Raw genomic sequence first — 22,016 nt, 5'->3', positions numbered from 1 at the left:
TTTCAGTGACTGTGCCCGGTCCCCACCGGCTGCTTCACGGTCAGCGGCAGCAACTTCTTGCCCGTGGGCCCGATTTGAATGGAAGTGTCCATCTGCGGGCACACCCCGCAGTCAAAACAAGGCGTCCACCGGCAGTCCTCGACCTCTGTCTCGTCGAGGGAGTCCTGCCAGTCCTCCCAGAGCCAGTCCTTGTCGAGGCCCGAGTCGAGGTGGTCCCACGGGAGGACCTCCTCGTACGTGCGTTCGCGGGTCGTGTACCAGTCGACGTCGACCCCGAAGTCGGGCAGCGTCTTCTCCGCGCAGGCCATCCAGCGGTCGTACGAGAAGTACTCGCGCCAGCCGTCGAAGCGGCCGCCGTCCTCGTACACCGCGCGGATCACGGCGCCGATGCGCCGGTCGCCGCGTGACAGCAGGCCCTCGACGATGCCGGGCTTGCCGTCGTGGTAGCGGAAGCCGATCGAGCGGCCGTACTTCTTGTCGGCGCGGATCTTGTCCCGGAGCTTCCCCAGGCGCGCGTCCGTGTCCGCCGCCGACAGCTGCGGGGCCCACTGGAACGGGGTGTGCGGCTTGGGTACGAAGCCGCCGATCGAGACCGTGCAGCGGATGTCGTTCTGGCCGGAGACCCTGCGGCCCTCGGCGATCACGTTCATCGCCATGTCGGCGATCTGGAGGACGTCCTCGTCGGTCTCCGTCGGCAGACCGCACATGAAGTACAGCTTCACCTGGCGCCAGCCGTTGCCGTACGCCGTGGAGACCGTCCGGATCAGGTCCTCTTCCGAGACCATCTTGTTGATGACCTTGCGCATGCGTTCCGAGCCACCCTCGGGGGCGAACGTCAGACCGGACCTGCGGCCGTTCCTCGTCAGCTCGTTCGCCAGGTCCACGTTGAAGGCGTCCACGCGAGTGGAGGGGAGCGACAGGCCGATCTTGTCCTCCGTGTAGCGGTCCGCCAGGCCCTTCGCGATGTCGCCGATCTCCGAGTGGTCCGCAGAGGACAGGGAGAGGAGGCCGACCTCCTCGAAGCCGGTCGCCTTCAGGCCCTTCTCCACCATCTCGCCGATGCCCGTGATGGAGCGTTCACGGACCGGGCGGGTGATCATGCCCGCCTGGCAGAACCGGCAGCCGCGCGTGCAGCCACGGAAGATCTCGACCGACATCCGCTCATGGACGGTCTCCGCGAGCGGGACCAGGGGCTGCTTGGGGTAGGGCCACTCGTCGAGGTCCATCACCGTGTGCTTGCTCACCCGCCACGGGACACCGCTCTTGTTCGGTACGACGCGCGCAATACGCCCGTCCGCCAGGTACTCCACGTCGTAGAACGCCGGGATGTAGACGCTGCCGGTCTTCGCGAGGCGGAACAGGACCTCCTCGCGACCGCCCGGACGGCCCTCCGCCTTCCAGGCGCGGATGATCTCCGTCATGTCGAGGACGGCCTGCTCGCCGTCGCCGATGATCACCGCGTCGACGAAGTCCGCGATGGGCTCGGGGTTGAAGGCCGCGTGGCCGCCGGCCAGCACGATCGGGTCGTCGAGGGTGCGGTCCTTGGACTCCAGCGGGATGCCCGCGAGGTCCAGCGCCGTCAGCATGTTCGTGTAGCCCAGCTCCGTGGAGAAGGACAGCCCGAACACGTCGAAGGCCCGCACGGGACGGTGGGCGTCCACCGTGAACTGCGGGACGCCGTGCTCCCGCATCAGCGCCTCGAGGTCGGGCCACACGCTGTACGTACGCTCGGCGAGCACGCCCTCGCGCTCGTTTAGCACCTCGTACAGGATCATGACGCCCTGGTTGGGCAGCCCGACCTCGTACGCGTCGGGGTACATGAGCGCCCAGCGGACGTCGCAGTCCTCCCACGGCTTGACCGTGGAGTTGAGCTCTCCGCCGACGTACTGGATGGGCTTCTGCACATGCGGGAGCAGAGCTTCGAGCTGCGGGAAGACCGATTCGGCTGACATCTCGCACTTCCGTGGACCGACAGGGGTGGTCATTCAGCGTAACGCGGCCCGGGACACCCGCCGTACCGCCGAGGATCTCCGCCCTCAGACGTCCATCCCGTCCTTGGCCTTCGCCCAGGCCTCCGGCGCCGCCTCCTCCACCCGCTCAGCCCGCCGCTCCTCACGCCCGTACAGCAGCCCGTACGTGAAGGTGTTCTCGCCCGCCGCGTGCGCCACGGCGGACAGCTCGCCCAGGGTGGTGCGGACCATGACGCTGTCCTGGTGGTCGCCGAGGAGGCTTTGGAGGGACTTCATCGACTTGACGAGCGCCTTGGCCGGGCCGCCGAGGGCCGGGCCCGCCGCCTCGGCCGCGTACCGGGTGCGCTTGGCCTTCTTGCGGGCCTCGTGCAGCCCGAGGTCACGGTCGGCGCCGGACGGCTGCTCCATGGCCTCCTCGATCAGCGCGGCCACCTTCGAGAAGTCCTTGCGTACGGCCTTGGCGAGCACCTTGTCCGGCTTCTTCGCCGCCGCCTCGAGCACCGGCGGGTCGGCGACCACGGCGTCCAGGGTGTCGAGGAGGGCCAGATAGCGCGGGGAGTCCAGCACACCGAGCAGTCGGCTGCGGGCCCCGCCGTACTCGGCCTTGGACCAGGCTGCCAGACGGTCCCGGACCGGGCCGTGGACGAGGGTGGGGGCCAGCTCGTCGAGGACCGTGTTCAGCCGTTCGGCCAGTACCTCCTGGTCGCGGCCCACTCCCAGTTCCCCGGCGAGCCACTTCAGCTCGTCGCCGATCGGGTCGGTGACCTCCCGGTCGAGGACCTTGCCGAAGGACTTGAACGTGCTGCGCAGCCGCCGCGTGGCGACCCGCATGTCGTGCACGGACTCCTCTGCGTCCTGGCGCACGGCCGGATCGAGGTCGACGATGGCGTCCCGCTGGGCGCGGACATAGGCAAGGACATGGTCGCCGGCGGTGACGGGCTCGGCGGGTTCCGCCTTCGGCCGCGGCTGTCCGCCCTTGGTCTCCGCCAGCGCCCGCGCCAGCTTCGACGAGGACTTCGACGGCCGTACGCCCGCCTTGCGCAGGCGCTTCTCGACCTTGTCCAGGACGCGGGTGTCCCCGCCGTCGGCCAGCTCCACCTCGATCTCGGTCCACTGTGCGGTGCCGTCACCGCCGAACAGCCGCTCCGCCCGTACGGTGTCCACGCCGACCTCGGCGAGCTGCTTGCCCTCGGCGTCGACGAGGTCGCGCACGTCCCGTGCGGAGCGCAGCCGGACCACGGGCACGAGCTGTCCCTCACGGACCCGGGCGCGGACCAGCCCGGCCAGTTCGTCGGGGACGGTGTCGGAGAGCGGAACCTGGATCTCGTCCCGCACTCCCGGGCCGACCGGGAGCTTGAGATGCCAGCCGGCGTCGGACCCGCCGGTGCGGCGGCGCAGCGTGATCGCCGCAGAGGCCAGACGCAGGTCAGAGGTGTCGTAGTAGGTCGCGTCCAGCTCGGCGGTGCCCTTGTCGAGAACATCCGCGACCCCGGCGACACCGGTCAGGTCGGGCAACCCGCTGTCGTCGGATTCGTACTTCCGCTCGATTTCCCGCTTTGTGTCCGCCATGAATTGAATCTAGTCACGATTCCGCTTCGATGACAGACCCCAAAGGTCGCTTATTGGCCATCTGGGACACATCTCCCGTTCACGTAGACAACACGCGGAGCGCAGCGCTACGCGGACATGGGCCGCTCCACCCTGATCGACTGCAACAGCCCCACCGCCACCCACACGGCGAACATCGACGATCCTCCGTACGACACGAAGGGCAGTGGCAGACCGGCGACCGGCATGATCCCCAGGGTCATCCCGATGTTCTCGAACGACTGGAACGCGAACCACGCGATGATCCCGGCGGCGACGATCGTGCCGTACAGCTCGGTCGTCTCGCGGGCGATACGGCAGGCCCGCCACAGCACCACGCCCAGGAGCAGGATGATCAGGCCCGCGCCCACGAAGCCCAGCTCCTCCCCCGCGACGGTGAACACGAAGTCGGTCTGCTGCTCCGGGACGAACTGGCCGGTGGTCTGCGAGCCGTGGAACAGCCCGGTGCCGGTGAGACCGCCCGAACCGATCGCGATCCTCGCCTGGTTGGTGTTGTAGCCGACGCCGGACGGGTCCAGCTCCGGGTTGGCGAAGGCGGCGAAGCGGTTGATCTGGTACTCGTCCAGGACCCCGAGCTGCCAGACCAGCACCGCGCCCAGTGCTCCCGTGCCCAGCAGGCCGAAGATCCAGCGGTTGGAGGCGCCGGAGGCCAGCAGCACCCCGAGCACGATGATGACCATGACCATGACCGACCCGAGGTCCGGCATCAGCATGACGATCAGCATCGGCACGGTGGCCAGGCCCAGGGCCTGGAGGACCGTGCGGTGGTCGGGGTAGGGCTTGTCGCCCGCGTCGACCCGGGCGGCCAGCAGCATCGCCATGCCCAGGATGATCGTGATCTTCACGAACTCCGAGGGCTGGAGCGAGAAGCCACCGCCGAGCACGATCCACGCGTGGGCGCCGTTGACGGTCGCGCCCAGCGGGGTCAGCACCATGAGGATCAGGAAGACCGAGAGCCCGTACAGGATCGGGACCGCGGTGCGCAGGGTGCGGTGGCCGAGCCAGACCGTGCCGATCATCAGACAGAACCCGATGCCGGTGTTCATCAGGTGCCGGATCAGGAAGTAGTACTGGTCACCCTGGTTGATCTCGGTGCGGTTGCGGGTCGCCGAGTAGACCAGGATCGCGCCCATGAAGGACAGCGCGAGCGCGGACAGCAGTATCGGCCAGTCCAGCCTGCGGGCCAGCGAGTCGCGGGCCAGCAGCCGGGACAGGGACGAGCGTTCGGGGCCGTAGCCGGAGACGGAGAAGGTGTTCGCGCCGGTCATGTCGTGGTCGTCCCTCGCGTACTCCGCCTGCGCCTGCGTTTGCGGCTGCCCTGGGCTCTGCGGCCGCTGCGGTTGGTGCGTGTGCCCTCCGAGGCGACCGTGGCCGGCGGGAGCTGTCCGCCCGCGACGGCGAGGATCTCCTCGGTGGCCTTCGGCGGGACGTACGGCTTGATCTTCGGGGCGTCGATCGAGCCGTCCGACTCGATCTTCGGCAGGCTCTTCTGCGGGGTGGGCAGCAGCGCCTTCTTGTTGTCGATCTTGCCGTCCTCGGAGACTCCGTACAGCGCCTCGTAGATGTTGCGGACAGCCGGTCCTGAGGCACCGGAGCCCGTACCACCCTGGGAGATCGTCATGACGATCGTGTAGTCCTTGGTGTACGTCGCGAACCACGAGGTGGTCTGCTTGCCGTAGACCTCGGCCGTACCCGTCTTGGCGTGCATCGGGATCTCGTCCTGCGGCCAGCCGCCGAACCGCCAGGCCGCCGAACCACGGGTGACGACTCCCTCAAGGGCACCGTCTATGTCCTTCAGGGTCGACTTCGAGATCGGCAGCTTGCCGTGCGCCTTGGGCTTGATCGCCTCGACGGACTTGCCGTCGGCGCTGACGATCGCCTTGCCGACGGTCGGGTCGTACAGGGTGCCGCCGTTGGAGATCGCCGAGTAGATCGTCGCCATCTGTATCGGCGTGACGAGGATGTCGCCCTGACCGATGGAGTAGTTGACGGAGTCACCGGCGCGCATCAGATTGCCTTCGAGGCAGTTCTCGTACGCGATCTGCTGGGCGTACGTGCCGCCCTTCTTGCCGTACTTGCACCAGGAGGCCTTGTTGGCCTTCCAGTAGTCCTGCTTCCACTTGCGGTCGGGGACGCGGCCGGCGACCTCGTTGGGGAGGTCGATGCCGGTCACGGCGCCGAGGCCGTACTGGTGGGCGGTGGTGTAGAACCAGTTCTTCGCGTTCTTGTTCGGCTTCAGGCCGCCGTCCTTCGCCCACTGGTCGTGGGCGAGGCGGTAGAAGACGGTGTCGCAGGAGACCTCGATGGCGCGGCCGAGGCTGATCGGGCCGTACCCCTTGGACTCGTAGTTCTTGAAGACCTGGCCGCCGATCGAGTACGAGCTGGAGCAGTCGTAGTTCCCGTCGAAGGCGTAGCCCGCGTTGACGGCGGCCGAGGTGGAGATGACCTTGAAGATCGAGCCGGGGGCCGCCTGGCCCTGGATCGCCCGGTTGAGCAGCGGGTAGTTGGAGTTCTTCCCGGTCAGCTTGGCGTAGTCCTTGGCGGAGATGCCGCCGACCCAGGCGTTCGGGTCGTACGTCGGGTTGGACGCCATGGCGACGACCCGGCCCGTCTTGGCCTCCATGACGACGACCGCGCCCGCGTCGGCCTTGTAGTTCTCGCTGGTGTTGTCGTCGTACTCCTTGCGGGCTTCCTTCATCGCGTTGTTCAGCTCGTACTCGGCGACCCGCTGAACCCTCGCGTCTATGCTCGTCACGAGGTTGGAGCCGGACTGCGCGGGGTCCGCCTCGGCGGTGCCGATGACCCGGCCGAGGTTGTCGACCTCGTAGCGGGTGACGCCGGCCTTGCCGCGCAGCTCCTTGTCGTACTCCCGTTCAAGACCGGAGCGGCCGACCTGGTCGGAGCGCAGATACGGCGAGTCGGTGTCCTGTGCCTTGGTGATCTCCTCGTCGGTGACCGGGGAGAGATAGCCGAGGACCTGGGCGGTGTTGGACCCGCCGGGGCCCGCGTACCGGCGTACGGCCTCGGGCTCGGCGGTGATGCCGGGGAAGTCCTCGGAGCGCTCGCGGATCTGGAGGGCCTGGCGTGCGGTGGCCTCGTCGGTGATGGGGATCGGCTGGTACGGCGAGCCGTTCCAGCAGGGCTGCGGCGTCTTCGAGTCGCAGAGCCGGACCTTGTCCTTGACGTCCTTGGGCTTCATGCCCAGCACACCGGCGAGCTTGGTGAGGACGGCGTCGCCGTCGTCCGCCATCTTCAGCAGTTCGGTGCGCGACGCGGAGACGACGAGACGTGTCTCGTTGTCCGCGATCGGCACCCCGCGCGCGTCGAGGATCGAGCCGCGGACGGCGGGCTGCACGACCTGCTGCACATGGTTGCCGGACGCCTCCTTGGCGTAGGCGTCGCCCTCGCGGATCTGGAGGTACCACAGCCGGCCGCCGAGGGTGCCGAGGAGGGAGAGGACGAGGATCTGGATGACGACGAGCCGGATCTGGACGCGTGGTGTCCGGCCGGTCTCGGGAATGTTGGTCACTGGTGCTGCCTCCCCCTCTCAGTGCGCCGACGTGTGTGACGTAGACGTGTGTGCGCGTACGAATGATGAACGCCTGAGCTGTGAGGCGGCGTTCCGGCCCGGTGAACCCGTTCGAGTGAACTCCGCTGCGATCACAGGCGCTTGACCCCCTTGATGCGGCCGGCGCGGGCGGCCTTCGAGCGGGCCGCCTTCACCTTCAGGCCGCCGCGCTGGCTGCCGATGCGCAGGCCGGTGCCGGAGGAGAGCCAGCCCGACGAGATGTCGCTCTTCTTGGCCGAGGAGTTGGCCTCGGCGAGCGGATCGTTCTCCGCTCTGCGGGCCAGGAACATGATGCCGGGGACCACGAAGGGCGCGAGCAGCAGGTCGTACAGCGCGGCCGTGAACAGCAGGCTGGTGAGGCCCACGTTGCGGGCGGCGGTGTCGCCGACGAGGGCGCCGACACCGGCGTACAGCAGGGTCGTGCCGACGGCGGCGGCGACCACGACGGTCATCGGTCCTGTGGCCGACTTGAGCTGGCCGTTCTCGGGTTTGACCAGGCCGGCGAGGTAGCCGATGACGCAGAGCACGAGGGCGTAGCGGCCGGCCGCGTGATCGGCGGGCGGGGCGAGGTCGGCGAGGAGTCCGGCGCCGAAGCCGACGAGGGCGCCGCCGACATGGCCGTACACCAGGGCGAGGCCGAGGACGGTCAGCAGGAGGAGGTCGGGGACGGCGCCCGGGAGGTGCAGGCGGGCGAGGACGCTCACCTGGATCACCATGGCGACGACCACCAGGGTGGTGGAGAGGAGCATCCGGTTGAAACGCATGGGGAGTTCAGCTCCTACTGCTCTTGCTGGTACTGGCCGTCGGCCGCCGACGCGGACGGGGTCACCGTGACGGTGACCGTCGGGGTGGGCGTCGGCTTCGGCTTGGCCGGGAGGACGGTGTCGCGCGGGTCGGTGCGCGGGGCCTCGACGACGACACCGACGATGTCGAGCTTGGTGAAGCCGACGAACGGCGTGACGTAGATCGTGCGGGTCAGGTCGCCGCCGGACGGATCGACCCGGGAGACGACCCCGACGGGTACGCCGGGCACGAACGGCTTGTCGGCCTGCGAGCCGAAGGTGACGAGCCGGTCGCCCTTCTGCACCTTGGCCTTGCCGTTGAGGAGCTGGACGCGCAGCGGCCGGTCGCCCTGCCCGGAGGCGAAGCCCAGTTCGTCGCTGCCCTCCATGCGCGTGCCGACGGTGAAGTCGGGGTCGTTGGCGAGCAGCACGGTCGCGGTGCCGGGGCCGACGGTGGTGACGCGGCCGACGAGTCCGTCGCCGTTCAGGACCGTCATGTCCCGCTTGACGCCGTCGTTGGCGCCGATGTCGATGGTGACCGTCCAGGAGAAGCCCTGGGCCGCTCCTATGGCGATGACCTCGGCGCCCTTGATGCCGTACTGCCCGGCACCGGCCGACTTGAGCATCTTGTCGAGCTGGCCCAGTCTGCTGCGGTTGCGATCGCCGCTGCCGAGGCGGGCCTTGAGCGCCGCGTTCTCCTTCTCCAGCGCGGCGAGCCGGTCGTGCCGCTCACCGGAGTCGCGTACGGCGGAGACCGCGTCGCCGACCGGGTCGACCACGGTGGCCACCCCGTCCTCGACCGGCCCGAAGACGGCTGCCGCGGCCTGCCGGGCACCGTCGACCGGTGAGTCCTCCCCGCCGCGGATGTCCACCGTGATCAGCGCGAACGCGATCGCGATCAGCAGCACCAGGAGCAGCCGGCTCTCTCGTGTGTCCCTCACGTGCGGCGGCCGTGCCTTCCTCAATAGAGTTTTTTTGGGGCAACAGGGTTCTTTGGGGCGAGCTTATGCCTCTATATCAACGATCCGCCGCACGAGAGGAGATCATCTCGTACGGCGGAATCGAAGAGTTACGTCATCTGCGCGGCTGGGCGTCCAGCACCTGCTGGAGCGCCTCGAACTCCTCCACGCACTTGCCGGAACCGAGCACCACGCTGTCCAGCGGGTCCTCGGCGATGTGGATGGGCATGCCGGTCTCCCGGCGCAGCCGCTCGTCGAGCCCGCGGAGCAGGGCGCCACCGCCGGTCAGAACGATTCCGCGGTCCATGATGTCGCCGGACAGCTCGGGCGGGCACTTGTCGAGGGTGGTCTTCACGGCGTCGACGATCGCGTTGACCGGTTCTTCGATGGCCTTGCGGACTTCGGCCGCGGAGATCACGACGGTCTTGGGCAGCCCGGAGACAAGGTCCCGGCCGCGGATTTCGGTGTGTTCGTCAGCGTCGAGGTCGTACGCCGAACCGATCGTGATCTTGATCTGTTCGGCCGTCCGCTCACCGAGGAGGAGCGAGTACTCCTTCTTGATGTGCTGGATGATCGCGTTGTCCAGTTCGTCACCCGCGACGCGGATGGACTGGGCGGTGACGATGCCGCCGAGGGAGATGACCGCGACCTCCGTGGTGCCGCCGCCGATGTCCACCACCATGTTGCCCGTGGCCTCGTGGACCGGCAGGCCGGAACCGATGGCCGCGGCCATGGGCTCCTCGATGATGTGCACCTGGCGCGCGCCGGCCTGGGACGAGGCCTCGATGACGGCACGGCGCTCGACGCCCGTGATGCCCGAGGGCACACAGACGACGACACGGGGACGGGCGAGATACCGCCGCTTGTGAATCTTCAGAATGAAGTAGCGGAGCATCCGCTCGGTGATCTCGAAGTCGGCGATGACGCCGTCCCTGAGCGGGCGCACGGCAACGATGTTGCCGGGCGTCCGACCGATCATCTTCTTCGCTTCCGATCCGACCGCGAGAATGCCACCGGTGTTGGTGTTGATCGCGACGACGGACGGCTCGTTGAGTACGATCCCGCGACCCCTGACGTACACCAGCGTGTTGGCGGTCCCGAGGTCGACAGCCATGTCACGGCCGATGAACGACATTGAGTTCCCCATCAGGATTCGTCTGGCCTTCCCAAGTGAAGCGTGTGATGGCTTTGGTTTGGGGTGGCGAAGTGGGTGCGGTGACGTGAAGGCTTGCAAGGCTTACATCGTAGTCTCGCCTGCACGAACACCGCGCGAGGGTCTTCGCCATTGTCAGCATGCGATGTGCCGTCTCGCTTCTGGAGACGGGCGTTCGGGGGTAGGCGTTCCCCCGATCGGCACGCATATGCCGGAGGACGGCCGGTTTTCGACGGCCGTCCCAGGTCAGACAATCCTCGGGCATCCGAGTGAGGTGACGGTTCCTCAGAAACGGTTTGTGCAGAAACTGCGCAAGAAGTTCACCGGCCGGATACGGGGGGTTGTCAGTCGCGGCCGGGGAAGAAGATCTTCAGCTCGCGCTCGGCGGACTCCTCGGAGTCGGAGGCGTGGATGAGGTTCTCGCGGACGATCACGCCGTAGTCACCGCGGATGGAACCGGGAGCGGCGGCGATGGGGTCGGTGGGCCCGGCGAGCGCGCGCACACCCTCGATGACCCGCTCGCCCTCGACGACCAGGGCGACGACGGGGCCTGATGCCATGAACTCGACGAGGGGCTCGTAGAAGACCTTGCCCTTGTGCTCGCCGTAGTGCTGCTCCAGCGTCTCCTGGTCCAGGGTGCGCAGCTCCAGCGCGGTGATACGCCAGCCGGCCTTGCGCTCGATCCGGCCGATGATCTCGCCGGTCAGGCCGCGACGGACGGCGTCGGGCTTGAGGAGGACGAGGGTGCGCTGAGTCACGGGGGTGGCTCCATTCGAGGTCACGTATGTGCGGTGCTCAGAGGCTACAGGGCCGCCCTGAGCGGGTGTCACGCAGCGTCAGGACTGGTACCGGCCGACTGGGCCTGTGCGGCGAATCTCGCCTTCGCCTCGTCGATCTTCCTGCCGTAGTGGACGGACGCCCACCACAGCGCGGCGAACATCGCGCCCATGAAGTACATGGTCGGGACGACGATGCCGGACGCGATGAGCCCGATCTGCAGGGCCCAGCCGAGCTGGATGCCGCCGGGCCGGGTGATCACACCGCACAGCAGCACGCACAGCAGCATGGCGATGCCGCTGACCGTCCACACGGTCGACGTGGACAGGTCGGGGTCCTTCATGGCGACGAGACCGGCGAAACCGATCAGGAAGACCTCGCCGATCAGGGTCGAAGCACAGAGCGTACGCATGGAAGTCAGCCCCTCCCCAGGAGCAGTCGGGCCTCGCCGACGGTGATGACGGAGCCGGTGACGAGCACACCGGCGCCCGAGTACTCCCCGTCCTCCTCGGCGAGGGTGATGGCGGCCTCCAGGGCGTCGTCGAGCCGCGGTTCGACCTGGACGCGGTCGTCGCCGAACACCTCGACGGCGATGGCGGCCAGCTCGTCGACGTCCATCGCGCGCTGGCTGGAGTTCTGCGTGATCACGACCTCGGCGAAGATCGGCTCGAAGGCTTCGAGGAGCCCCCGTACGTTCTTGTCGCCGCTCGCCCCGACCACCCCGATGAGCCGGCTGAAGTCGAAGGCCTCGCCGACCGCCTCGGCCGTGGCCCGTGCGCCCGCCGGGTTGTGCGCGGCGTCGAGCACGACGGTGGGAGAGCGCCGTACGATCTCCAGCCGCCCGGGGGACGTCACCGCGGCGAACGCCTTGCGGACGGTGTCGACGTCGAGGGGCTCGGGCCGCTGGGTGCCGACGCCGAAGAACGCCTCGACGGCGGCGAGGGCGACGGCCGCGTTGTGGGCCTGGTAGCCGCCGTGCAGCGGCAGGAAGATCTCCTCGTACTCCCCGCCGAGCCCGCGCAGCGTCAGCATCTGCCCGCCGACGGCGACCGTGCGGCTGACTACCCCGAACTCCAGGCCCTCCCTGGCCACCGTGGCGTCCACCTCGACGGCCTTCTTCAGCAGCACCTGGGCCGCGTCGACCGACTGCTGGGCGAGGATCACGGTCGCGTCCTGCTTGATGATCCCGCCCTTCTCGACGGCGATCTCACCCGGCGTCTCGCCGAGCCGGTCGGTGTGGTCGAGGTCGATCGGGGTCACGACGGCCACGTCCGCGTCGATGACGTTGGTGGCGTCCCAGCTGCCCCCCATCCCGACCTCGACGACGGCCACGTCGACAGGGGCGTCGGCGAAGGCCGCGTACGCCATGCCGGTCAGCACCTCGAAGAAGGAGAGCCGGAACTCCTGCTGGGCGTCGACCATCTCGACGTACGCCTTGATGTCGTCGTACGTCTCAACGAACCGCTCCGCCGGGATGGGTGCCCCGTCGAGACTGATCCGCTCGGTGATCGACTGGACGTGCGGGGAGGTGTACCGGCCGGTGCGCAGGTCGAAGGCGCCGAGGAGGGCCTCGATCATGCGGGCGGTGGAGGTCTTGCCGTTGGTGCCGGTGATGTGGATCGAGGGGTACGCGCGCTGGGGCTCGCCCAGGACGTCCATCAGCGCGGCGATACGGCTGACGCTGGGCTCCAGCTTGGTTTCGCCCCAGCGGGTGGCGAGGTCCGCCTCGACGGTGCGGAGGGCCTTGTCGACCTCGGGGTCGGCGGGGCGGCCCGGCACGTCAGCGCTTGGGGCTCCGCCCTGGGTGCGGAGGGTGCGGCTGCCGGCCTCGATGACCGCGAGGTCGGGGTCTCGGTCGGTCTCGGCGTCGATGATGTCGTCGAAGGGGTCGGTGTCGCTCACGGAGTCAGTCTACGGAGCCGCCGCGCTGCCCGAACGCGTGGGTTTTCGCCCCCGCCGCCCCTACCCGTTCCCATCCCTGGGGGCTGCCGCCCCCAGACCCCCGCTGTCGGCCCTGAAGGGGCCTCGTCCTCAAACGCCGGACGGGCTGAACTTCTCAGCCCCTCCGGCGTTTGAGGAGCGGGGGTTCGGGGGCGGAGCCCCCGAGGATGGGACAGGTAGGGGCGGCGGGGGCGAGGAAACCGGCTGGTTACGCCTCCGGCAATCCGTCCAGTTGGGTCTGGATGCGGGTGATGTCCTCGTCCGCCTTTGCCAAGCGGGCCTTGATCTTGTCCACCACCTGGTCCGGGGCCTTTGCCAGGAAGGCCTCGTTGCCGAGTTTGGCCTCGGCCTGCTGGCGTTCCTTCTGCGCCGCCGCCAAGTCCTTCGCGAGGCGCTTGCGCTCCGCTGCGACGTCGATCGTGCCGGAGAGGTCCAGGGCGACCGTGGCGCCGGCGACCGGGAGGGTTGCCGTGGCCGCGAAGCCCTCGCCCTCCGGCTGGAGGCGGAGAAGCTGGCGGATGGCTGGCTCGTGTGCGGCCAGGGCCGTGCCGTCGAGGGTGAGGCGGGCCGGGACCTTCTGGCCGTCCTGGAGGCCCTGCTCCTTGCGGAAGCGGCGGACCTCGGTGACGACGGCCTGGACGGTGCCGATCTCGGCCTCGGCCGCCTCGTCGCGGAAGCCACTGTCCTTGGGCCACTCGGCGATGACGAGGGACTCACGGCCGGTCAGCGTCGTCCACAGCGTCTCGGTGACGAAGGGGACGACCGGGTGGAGGAGGCGCAGCATGACGTCGATGACCTCGCCGAGGACCCGGCCGGAGACCTTCGCCTGCTCGCCGCCCGCGAAGAACGTGGTCTTCGACAGTTCGACGTACCAGTCGAAGACCTCGTCCCACGCGAAGTGGTAGAGCGCGTCGCTGAGCTTCGCGAACTGGAAGTCGTCGTAGTACGCGTCGACCTGCGCGACCGTCTTGTTCAGGCGGGAGAGGATCCAGCGGTCCGTGGCCGAGAGCTTCTCGGCTGCCGGGAGTTCGCCCTCGATCGTGGCGCCGTTCATCAGCGCGAAGCGCGTGGCGTTCCAGATCTTGTTGGCGAACTTGCTGGACGCCTGGACCCAGTCCTCGCCGATCGGGACGTCGGTGCCGGGGTTGGCGCCCTTGGCCAGGGTGAAGCGGACGGCGTCGGAGCCGTACTTGTCCATCCAGTCCAGCGGGTCGACGACGTTGCCGAAGGACTTCGACATCTTCTTGCCGCGCTCGTCACGGACCAGGCCGGTCAGGGCGATGGTCTTGAACGGGGCCTCGCCGTCCATGGCGTACAGGCCGAACATCATCATCCGGGCGACCCAGAAGAAGATGATGTCGTGGCCGGTGAGGAGGACATCGGTCGAGTAGAACTTCTCGAGGTCCGGGGTCTGTTCGGGCCAGCCGAGGGTGGAGAACGGCCACAGGCCGGAGGAGAACCAGGTGTCGAGGACGTCGGTGTCCTGGGTCCAGCCCTCGCCGGTGGGCGGCTGCTCGTCGGGGCCGACGCAGACGACCTCGCCGTCCGGGCCGTACCAGACGGGGATGCGGTGGCCCCACCACAACTGGCGTGAGATGCACCAGTCGTTGAGGTTGTCGACCCAGTCGAAGTAGCGCTTGGACATCTCCTCGGGGTGGATCGAGACCCGGCCGTCGCGGACCGCGTCACCGGCGGCCTTGGCCAGTGTCTCGACCTTGACCCACCACTGGAGGGACAGGCGCGGCTCGACGGTGGTGGAGCAGCGTGAGCAGTGCCCGACGGAGTGCGTGTACGGGCGCTTCTCGGCGACGATCCGGCCCTGTCCGCGCAGGGCGCCGACGACGGCGGAGCGGGCCTCGAAGCGGTCCAGGCCGAGGAAGGGGCCGTGGACGGTGATGACACCGTGCTCGTCCATGATCGTCATGTTGGGCAGGCTGTGGCGCTGCCCGATGGCGAAGTCGTTCGTGTCGTGGGCCGGGGTCACCTTGACGGCACCGGTGCCGAACTCCGGGTCCACGTGGGTGTCGGCGACGACCGGGATGGTCCGGTCCGTCAGCGGCAGCTTGATCTGCCTGCCGACGAAATGCTTGTAGCGCTCGTCGTCGGGGTGGACGGCGACGGCGGTGTCACCGAGCATCGTCTCGGCGCGGGTGGTGGCGACGACCAGGCTGTCCTCGCCCTCGCCGTACCTGATCGAGACGAGTTCGCCCGCGTCGTCCTGGTACTCGACCTCGATGTCCGAGATGGCCGTGAGACACCGCGGGCACCAGTTGATGATCCGCTCGGCGCGGTAGATCAGCTCGTCGTCGTAGAGGCGCTTGAAGATCGTCTGGACGGCCTTGGAGAGGCCCTCGTCCATCGTGAAGCGTTCGCGGTTCCAGTCGACGCCGTCGCCGAGGCGGCGCATCTGGCCGAGGATCTTGCCGCCGTACTCCTCCTTCCACTGCCAGACCCGCTCGACGAACTCCTCGCGCCCCAGGTCGTGGCGGGACTTGCCCTCCTCGGCAAGCTGCTGCTCGACCTTGTTCTGGGTGGCGATGCCCGCGTGGTCCATGCCGGGGAGCCAGAGCGACTCGTAGCCCTGCATGCGCTTGCGGCGGGTGAGGGCGTCCATGAGCGTGTGCTGGAAGGCGTGGCCCAGGTGGAGGGAGCCCGTCACGTTCGGCGGCGGGATGACGATGGTGTAGGCGGGCTTGTCGCTCTTCGCGTCGGCGGCGAAGTAGCCCCGGTCCACCCAGCGCTCGTACAGCTTCCCCTCTACCTCGGCCGGCGCGTACTGGGTCGGCAGTTCGGTGATGGGCGCTGTTGGCTGCTGCTGAGCGTTCTCGGTCACCCGGTCAGTTTAGAGGCGTCACCACCGTGTCCCGAAACTCGATTCTTTCGTAACGGTGGGACACCCGGGGCAACTCGGGCCACTGGCCTGCGCGAGGATGTCAGGAACACATAAGCATCTGGAGGGGAACCCAGAGATGAGCTACAACCAGCCGGGCCCGTACGGCGGACCACCCCAGCAGCCCGGCCCGTACGGGCAGCCGGCCGCCCAGCCGGGTCCGTACGGCCAGCCGCCCCAAGCACCTCAGGCCCCTCCGGCGGCTCCGCAGCCCGGCTACGGCTACCCCCAGCAGGCTCCGCCCCCGCCCACGCAGCCCGGTTACGGCTATCCGCAGCAGCCCGGCCCGCAGGGTGCCCCGAACCCGTACGGTCAGCAGCCCGCCTACGGCCAGCAGCCGCCGTACGGCCAGGCCCCGTACGGGGTTCCGCAGCCGCCGGCGCCGGGTGGGGGCAAGAAGAAGACGACGGCGATCGTCCTCGGGTCGGTGGCCGTCGTGGCCGCCATCGCCGTGGGGGCGTACTTCGTGCTCGGCGGTGGCAGTGGCTCGGGCAGTGGCTCCGACATCGCCGACGACGGGGCGCACAAGCTGACGGCGCCGGCGACCGTGCTCGACGGCGAGTACAAGAAGAGCGGGGACTCCGCGGCCGACGCGCTGACCGAGGACGAGATCAAGGACGCCGAGTCCTGGGGGGTCCAGAACCCCAAGGACGTCAGCGGCGTGTACGCCTCGGGCGAGAGCCTCACCGCCAAGACCCTGATGTTCGCCGGTGTGTACGGCACGATCGACGACCCGGAGAAGGTCGTCGACGCGATGTTCGCCCAGATGAAGTCGGAGTCGGCGAAGAGTTCGTCCTCCGACGACGGCAAACTCGTCGGCAGCCCGCAGGAGTTCACGCCGGCCGGCTTCGACAACGGCATCATGAAGTGCCAGCAGATCGAGAGCACCGAGTCCGGCACGACGACGAAGATGCCGTTCTGTATCTGGGGCGACCACAGCACGCTCAGCTACGTCCTGACGTACGACCTCGCGTCCCTGGCCTCGGGCAAGGCCACCACGATGGAGGAGGCGGCCGAACTCGCCGCCAAGCTGCGCGCGGACGTGCGCGTCAAGGCCTGACACACATCAACTGCGGAGGGGCCCCGGTCTGTTGACCGGGGCCCCTCCGCAATTCCTTTGCCCTGCGCCGCCGTTACGCCGTCTTCTGCTCGCCCGGGCCGCGCCCGCGCGCGTCCCTCGGGATCAGGGTCGGGTTCACGTTCGACAGGACGACGTCCGCCGTGATGACGACGCGGGCCACGTCCTTGCGGGACGGGACCTCGTACATCACCGCCTGGAGGACCTCTTCCATGATGGCGCGCAGACCGCGTGCGCCGGTCTGGCGCAGGATCGCCTGGTCGGCGATGGCCTCAAGGGCCTCGCGCTCGAAGTCCAGCTCCACACCGTCGAGTTCGAAGAGGCGCTGGTACTGCTTGACGAGGGCGTTGCGCGGCTCGACCAGGATCTGGAGGAGCGCCTTGCGGTCCAGGTTGTGGACCGAGGTGATCACGGGGAGGCGGCCGATGAACTCCGGGATCATCCCGAACTTCACCAGGTCCTCGGGCATGACCGCCTCGAACTGGTCCTTGTTCTCCATCTCGCGCTTGGAGCGGATCGTCGCGCCGAAGCCGATGCCCTTGGCACCCGCCCTCGACTCGATGAGCTTCTCCAGGCCCGCGAAGGCGCCGCCCACGATGAACAGGACGTTCGTCGTGTCGATCTGGATGAACTCCTGGTGCGGGTGCTTGCGTCCGCCCTGCGGCGGGACCGAGGCCGTCGTGCCTTCGAGGATCTTCAGCAGGGCCTGCTGGACGCCCTCGCCGGACACGTCACGCGTGATCGACGGGTTTTCACTCTTCCGCGCGACCTTGTCGATCTCGTCGATGTAGATGATTCCGGTTTCGGCCTTCTTGACGTCGTAGTCCGCCGCCTGGATCAGCTTCAACAGGATGTTCTCTACGTCCTCGCCGACATACCCGGCCTCCGTCAGCGCCGTCGCGTCGGCGATGGCGAACGGGACGTTGAGCATGCGCGCCAGGGTCTGCGCGAGGAGGGTCTTGCCGGAGCCCGTGGGGCCCAGCAGGAGGATGTTGGACTTCGCCAACTCGATGGCGTCGTCGCGGCTTTGACCGCCGCCGTTCTCACCGGCCTGGACCCGCTTGTAGTGGTTGTACACCGCGACGGACAGGGCCTTCTTGGCCGACTCCTGACCGACTACGTACCCCTCGAGGAACTCGTAGATCTCGCGGGGCTTGGGGAGTTCCTCCCACCTGACCTCGCTCGTCTCGGCAAGCTCTTCCTCGATGATCTCGTTGCAGAGATCGATGCACTCGTCGCAGATGTACACACCGGGGCCTGCGATGAGCTTCTTGACCTGCTTCTGGCTCTTGCCACAGAACGAGCACTTGAGCAGATCGCCGCCGTCACCGATGCGTGCCACGGTGTGCTTCCCCTTCGCCTGGGAGACGCCTAGGTCCAGCGGCTCCTGGTGCTGCCTTATGTCCGACGGTACCTTGCCGGGCCCCCCGTTCGGGCCCCCCTTGGCGCGGTTCACTTTGACGTGCTCCGAGTCAAACCGTGCCAAGGGGCGGCAGACGATACAGCTTCCGCGTCTACCAGTACGCCTACCAGTACGTCAGCGGACGCTGGCGTTGTTCATCTTCCGGGTGGAGATGATCTGGTCGATCAGGCCGTACGACAGCGCGTCCTCGGCCGTGAGGATCTTGTCGCGCTCGATGTCCTCGCGGATCTTCTCGATCGGCGTGGTGGAGTGCCTGGCCAGCATGTCCTCCAGCTGGGCACGCATCCGGAGGATCTCGTTGGCCGCGATCTCCAGGTCGGAGACCTGGCCACGGCCGGTCTCGCTGTACGGCTGGTGGATCAGCACGCGCGCGTTGGGCAGCGCCATGCGCTTGCCCGGCGTACCGGCCGCGAGGAGGATCGCGGCGGCGGAGGCCGCCTGGCCCATGCAGACCGTCTGGACGTCCGGCTTCACGAACTGCATCGTGTCGTAGATGGCCGTGAGGGCCGTGAACGAGCCACCGGGGCTGTTGATGTAGACCGAGATGTCCCGGTCGGGGTCCATCGACTCCAGGCACAGCAGCTGTGCCATGACGTCGTTGGCGGAGGCGTCGTCGATCTGCACACCGAGGAAGATCACGCGCTCCTCGAAGAGCTTCGCGTACGGGTCGTACTCACGCACGCCCTGCGAGGTGCGCTCGACGAAGCGCGGGATGACGTAGCGGGACTCGGCGCTGGGGCCGGTGTACTGCGCCTGGGCGGCCTGTGCCGCCCTCGTACGGTCGTAGAGGCCGCTGCCGGGGAAGTCGTTCACGATGTCTCCTGAAAGGGGCTGAGGCGGGGGCTGGAGGGCGGTGAGGGCGCTTACGAGCCCGCACCCCCGGTGCCGCCGCCGCCCGGGATGCCTGCGGCCGTGGCGATGACGTCGTCGATGAGGCCGTACGCCTTGGCCTCCTCGGGGTCGAACCAGCGGTCGCGGTCCGAGTCCCGGGTGACCTGCTCGACGGTCTGGCCGGTGTGCTGTGCCGTCAGCTCGGCCATGCGCTTCTTGGTGTGCAGCAGCCGCTCGGCGTGGATCTTGATGTCCGACGCCGAACCGGCGAGGCCGGCGGAGGGCTGGTGGATCAGGATCTCGGCGTTCGGCAGCGCGAAGCGCTTGCCGGGCGTACCCGCGCTGAGCAGGAACTGGCCCATGGAGGCCGCGAGGCCCATGGCGATCGTCATCACGTCGTTCTTGATGAACTGCATGGTGTCGTAGATCGCCATGCCGGCCGTGATCGAGCCGCCGGGGCTGTTGATGTAGAGGTTGATGTCCTTGTCCGGGTCAGCGGCGGCGAGGAGCAGCAGCTGCGCGGTGATCTTGTTCGCGATGTCGTCGTCGACCGGCTGGCCGAGGAAGATGATCCGCTCGTTGAGCAGCCGGTTGTAGACCTGGTCGCCGAGGCCACCGCCGATGGAAGGCTCGCCGGCGGCGGAAGGCATCAGATTCGTCACGTCGTATCCACCTGCTCGTCTTACGACGGCGCCGGGCCGTCTCACGTGTTCTGCCGGGGCGTGGGGCCGTCCGGCGGTTATTCGGGGACTCCCCTGCCCTCGTACTCATGGACCCTAACGCGCGGGTCCCTCCGGGGAATCCCGGGAATGGAACTGTTCGCTGTGAGCGCAGGTGGGCCTTGGTGTTTGGGCACCGGTGAGTGGGCCGGCCTCACGGGGCTCCCGCCCCGGGCCCCGGGTGCTTCTCGCCGTGGCTCCGCCGGGGGTGGGCGAGTGCCGGCCCGTGGGGCTTCTCGCGCAGTTCCCCGCGCCCCTTTGGGGCGCGTCCCTGCGGGCGCGGATGACGGACAGCCCCGCATGCCCTCAGGGGCGCGACAGGCCCCCGGGAACAAGTTGTTCCCGGGGGCCTGTCGTGCGTCTGTCAGAGGTGCCGTTGGTGTCAGGCCTCGGGCTTGTCCTCGGTGGACTCGGCCGGGGTCTCCTCGGTGGCGGCCTCGGCCGTCTCCGTGGTCTCGTCCTCTTCCTCGTCGTCGAGGTCGATGATCTCGCCGTTGGTGTCCTTGACCGTGGCGGCCTCGACCACGACCGCGAGGGCCTTGCCGCGGGCTACCTCGCCGACCAGCATCGGGACCTGGCCGCCCTCGACGACCGCCTGGGCGAACTGGTCGGGGGACATGCCGGAGGAGGCCGCGCGCCGCATGAGGTGCTCGGTGAGCTCCTCCTGGTTGACGTTCAGCTTCTCCTTGTTGACCAGCTCGTCGAGGACGAACTGGGTCTTGATGCCCTTGACCGCGGCTTCCTTGGTCTCGGTGTCGAACTCCTCGGCCGTCTTGCCCTGGATCTCGAGGTACTTCTCGAGGTCGAGGCCCATCTGGCCGAGCTGGTGGTGCTCCAGGTTGTGCTTGCGGGTGTTGATCTCGTCCTCGAGGAGCTTCTCGGGGACGGGCACCTCGACGAGCTCGAGCAGCTTCTCCAGGACTCGCTCCTGGGCCTGCGTGGCCTGGTCGTACTGCTTCATGTTCTCGAGGCGCTTGCGGCTGTCCGCGCGCAGCTCCTCCAGGGTGTCGAACTCGGAGGCGAGCTGGGCGAACTCGTCGTCCAGGTCCGGGAGTTCGCGGGCGGCGACCTGGGTGACCTTGACGGTGACCTCGGCCTCCTTGCCGGCCGCCGAGCCACCCTTCAGCTCGGAGGTGAAGGTGGCCTCGCCACCGGCCTCAACGCCCGTCACCGCGGCGTCGACGCCGTCCAGCAGCTCGCCGGAGCCGATGGTGTAGGAGACGCCGCTCGCGACGCCGTCCTCCAGCACCTCGCCGTCGACCTTGGCCTCCAGGTCCAGCGTCACGACGTCGCCGTCCTCGGCGGCCCGCTCGACCGGGGAGGTGGAGGCGAAGCGCTCACGGAGCTGCTCGACCGACTTGTCGATGTCCTCCTCGGTGACCTCGATCGCGTCGACCTCGACCTCGATGCCGGAGTAGTCCGGGATCTCGATGGCCGGGCGGACGTCGACCTCGGCGGTGAAGTTCAGCGTCTCGCCGTCCTTCAGCTCCGTGATGTCGACCTCGGGCTGGCCGAGCACGTTGAGCTCGGAGTTGTTGACCGCCTCGGTGTAGAACTTCGGAAGCGCGTCGTTGACGGCCTCCTCCAGCACCGCACCGCGGCCGAACCGCTGGTCGATGACGCGCGCCGGGATCTTGCCCTTCCGGAAGCCCTTCACCGTGACCTGCTGGTTGATCTTCTTGTACGCCGCGTCGAGGCTGTCCTTGAGCTCCTCGAAGGGCACCTCGATGCTGAGCCGAACCCGGGTCGGGTTCAGGGTCTCCACGGCGCTCTTCACGGTTCGGTCTCCTTGGGGGCTGACTTCTTGGGGTTCTGCTGAGGGTTCTGCTGCTGTCCTCGTGCCGGACGTGCCTGAGCCTCAGCGGATTCGCGGCCCTTGAGGGACGTAACAACGCAGACACACGGGCGCGCAGCTTGCATAGTAGCCGCAGGCGGTACTCGCCCCAAAAGGTGATCTCGCCGGTGGTCCGGCAGGTGTGTCGGGGTGGCGGGATTTGAACCCACGGCCTTCCGCTCCCAAAGCGGACGCGCTACCAAGCTGCGCCACACCCCGTCTGGTGCGACACGTAGGGTACATGCCCACAGGCTGTGGGGTTGCCGCATTTCAAGAGTGGAAACGGGGTGTGCGTCGAGGTGCCATGAACCGCTACGATGCCTTCTGTGCCGCGGTCATCTGACCTGCGGCGCATGCGTGCGGGCGTAGCTCAATGGTAGAGCCCTAGTCTTCCAAACTAGCTACGCGGGTTCGATTCCCGTCGCCCGCTCTGTCTTCGCCGTCGGCCCGGTTCCCCTGGAACCGGGCCGATCGCGTTTCCCC

16 protein-coding genes and 2 tRNA genes are annotated in these 22,016 nt (G+C 68.3%); 2 read left to right on the top strand and 16 right to left on the bottom strand.

The window, feature by feature from the left end; all coding sequences use genetic code 11:
* Positions 1-2 precede the first annotated feature (2 nt).
* From LUX31_RS33980 to LUX31_RS33930, 11 genes are all read right to left on the bottom strand, one after another.
* Positions 3-1,952 (bottom strand): TIGR03960 family B12-binding radical SAM protein, encoded by a 1,950-nt coding sequence (locus tag LUX31_RS33980; protein WP_235479142.1) that lies wholly within the window; start codon positions 1,950-1,952, stop codon positions 3-5.
* A gap of 84 nt (positions 1,953-2,036) precedes the next feature.
* Entirely contained in the window at positions 2,037-3,539 is a 1,503-nt protein-coding gene (locus LUX31_RS33975) for a CYTH and CHAD domain-containing protein (RefSeq protein ID WP_235479141.1), read from the bottom strand.
* Positions 3,540-3,646: 107 nt separating this feature from the next.
* The gene (rodA, locus tag LUX31_RS33970; RefSeq protein WP_235479140.1) at positions 3,647-4,846 is read right to left on the bottom strand and encodes a rod shape-determining protein RodA; all 1,200 of its coding nucleotides are present in this window, start codon (positions 4,844-4,846) and stop codon (positions 3,647-3,649) included.
* A complete protein-coding gene (gene mrdA / locus LUX31_RS33965) occupies positions 4,843-7,107 on the bottom strand; it encodes a penicillin-binding protein 2 (protein WP_235479139.1) in 2,265 nt (754 codons plus the stop codon). The genes rodA and mrdA overlap by 4 nt, the downstream gene beginning before the upstream one ends.
* Positions 7,108-7,238: 131 nt before the next feature.
* Positions 7,239-7,910: a rod shape-determining protein MreD gene (gene mreD, locus LUX31_RS33960; protein WP_235479138.1), complete on the bottom strand. Its 672-nt coding sequence runs from the start codon at positions 7,908-7,910 to the stop codon at positions 7,239-7,241.
* A gap of 14 nt (positions 7,911-7,924) precedes the next feature.
* Positions 7,925-8,869: a rod shape-determining protein MreC gene (mreC, locus tag LUX31_RS33955; RefSeq protein ID WP_235479137.1), complete on the bottom strand. Its 945-nt coding sequence runs from the start codon at positions 8,867-8,869 to the stop codon at positions 7,925-7,927.
* Between the two features lie 133 nt (positions 8,870-9,002).
* Positions 9,003-10,022, bottom strand: a complete 1,020-nt coding sequence (locus LUX31_RS33950; RefSeq protein WP_235479136.1) for a rod shape-determining protein — start codon at positions 10,020-10,022, stop codon at positions 9,003-9,005.
* A gap of 362 nt (positions 10,023-10,384) precedes the next feature.
* Positions 10,385-10,798, bottom strand: coding sequence for a nucleoside-diphosphate kinase (ndk, locus tag LUX31_RS33945; protein ID WP_006375945.1), 414 nt, complete (start codon positions 10,796-10,798; stop codon positions 10,385-10,387).
* 68 nt (positions 10,799-10,866) lie between these two features.
* Positions 10,867-11,229 carry a DUF4233 domain-containing protein gene (locus tag LUX31_RS33940; protein WP_235479135.1) on the bottom strand — a complete coding sequence of 121 codons (363 nt, stop codon included), beginning with the start codon at positions 11,227-11,229 and terminating at the stop codon, positions 10,867-10,869.
* A 5-nt stretch (positions 11,230-11,234) separates the two neighbouring features.
* A complete protein-coding gene (folC, locus tag LUX31_RS33935; protein ID WP_235479134.1) occupies positions 11,235-12,719 on the bottom strand; it encodes a bifunctional tetrahydrofolate synthase/dihydrofolate synthase in 1,485 nt (494 codons plus the stop codon).
* 247 nt (positions 12,720-12,966) lie between these two features.
* Positions 12,967-15,591 (bottom strand): valine--tRNA ligase, encoded by a 2,625-nt coding sequence (locus LUX31_RS33930; protein WP_235479133.1) that lies wholly within the window; start codon positions 15,589-15,591, stop codon positions 12,967-12,969.
* Between the two features lie 136 nt (positions 15,592-15,727).
* Between LUX31_RS33930 and LUX31_RS33925 the strand changes: the two genes are divergently transcribed.
* Positions 15,728-16,708, top strand: coding sequence for a hypothetical protein (locus LUX31_RS33925; protein ID WP_235479132.1), 981 nt, complete (start codon positions 15,728-15,730; stop codon positions 16,706-16,708).
* 73 nt (positions 16,709-16,781) lie between these two features.
* Here the strand turns inward: LUX31_RS33925 and clpX are convergent, their stop codons facing one another.
* The 5 genes from clpX to LUX31_RS33900 form a co-directional block, all read right to left on the bottom strand.
* Positions 16,782-18,068 carry an ATP-dependent Clp protease ATP-binding subunit ClpX gene (gene clpX, locus LUX31_RS33920; protein ID WP_235479131.1) on the bottom strand — a complete coding sequence of 429 codons (1,287 nt, stop codon included), beginning with the start codon at positions 18,066-18,068 and terminating at the stop codon, positions 16,782-16,784.
* Between the two features lie 195 nt (positions 18,069-18,263).
* Complete coding sequence (locus LUX31_RS33915; protein ID WP_235479130.1) at positions 18,264-18,962, bottom strand: ATP-dependent Clp protease proteolytic subunit; 699 nt, start codon at positions 18,960-18,962, stop codon at positions 18,264-18,266.
* A 50-nt stretch (positions 18,963-19,012) separates the two neighbouring features.
* On the bottom strand, positions 19,013-19,630 hold the full coding sequence (locus LUX31_RS33910; RefSeq protein ID WP_235480148.1) for an ATP-dependent Clp protease proteolytic subunit: 618 nt from the start codon (positions 19,628-19,630) through the stop codon (positions 19,013-19,015).
* A gap of 451 nt (positions 19,631-20,081) precedes the next feature.
* On the bottom strand, positions 20,082-21,476 hold the full coding sequence (gene tig, locus LUX31_RS33905) for a trigger factor (protein WP_235479129.1): 1,395 nt from the start codon (positions 21,474-21,476) through the stop codon (positions 20,082-20,084).
* A gap of 202 nt (positions 21,477-21,678) precedes the next feature.
* Positions 21,679-21,752 (bottom strand) — tRNA-Pro (locus LUX31_RS33900).
* Positions 21,753-21,892: 140 nt separating this feature from the next.
* Between LUX31_RS33900 and LUX31_RS33895 the strand changes: the two genes are divergently transcribed.
* Positions 21,893-21,963: transfer RNA gene (locus LUX31_RS33895), tRNA-Gly, on the top strand.
* Positions 21,964-22,016: the final 53 nt, after the last annotated feature.

It is taken from the genome of Streptomyces sp. GQFP (assembly GCF_021545335.1).
In the GTDB taxonomy this organism is placed as follows: Bacteria; Actinomycetota; Actinomycetes; order Streptomycetales; family Streptomycetaceae; genus Streptomyces.
Note: the sequence above shows the minus strand (reverse complement) of the source record. Positions and strands in the feature narration are given on the sequence as shown.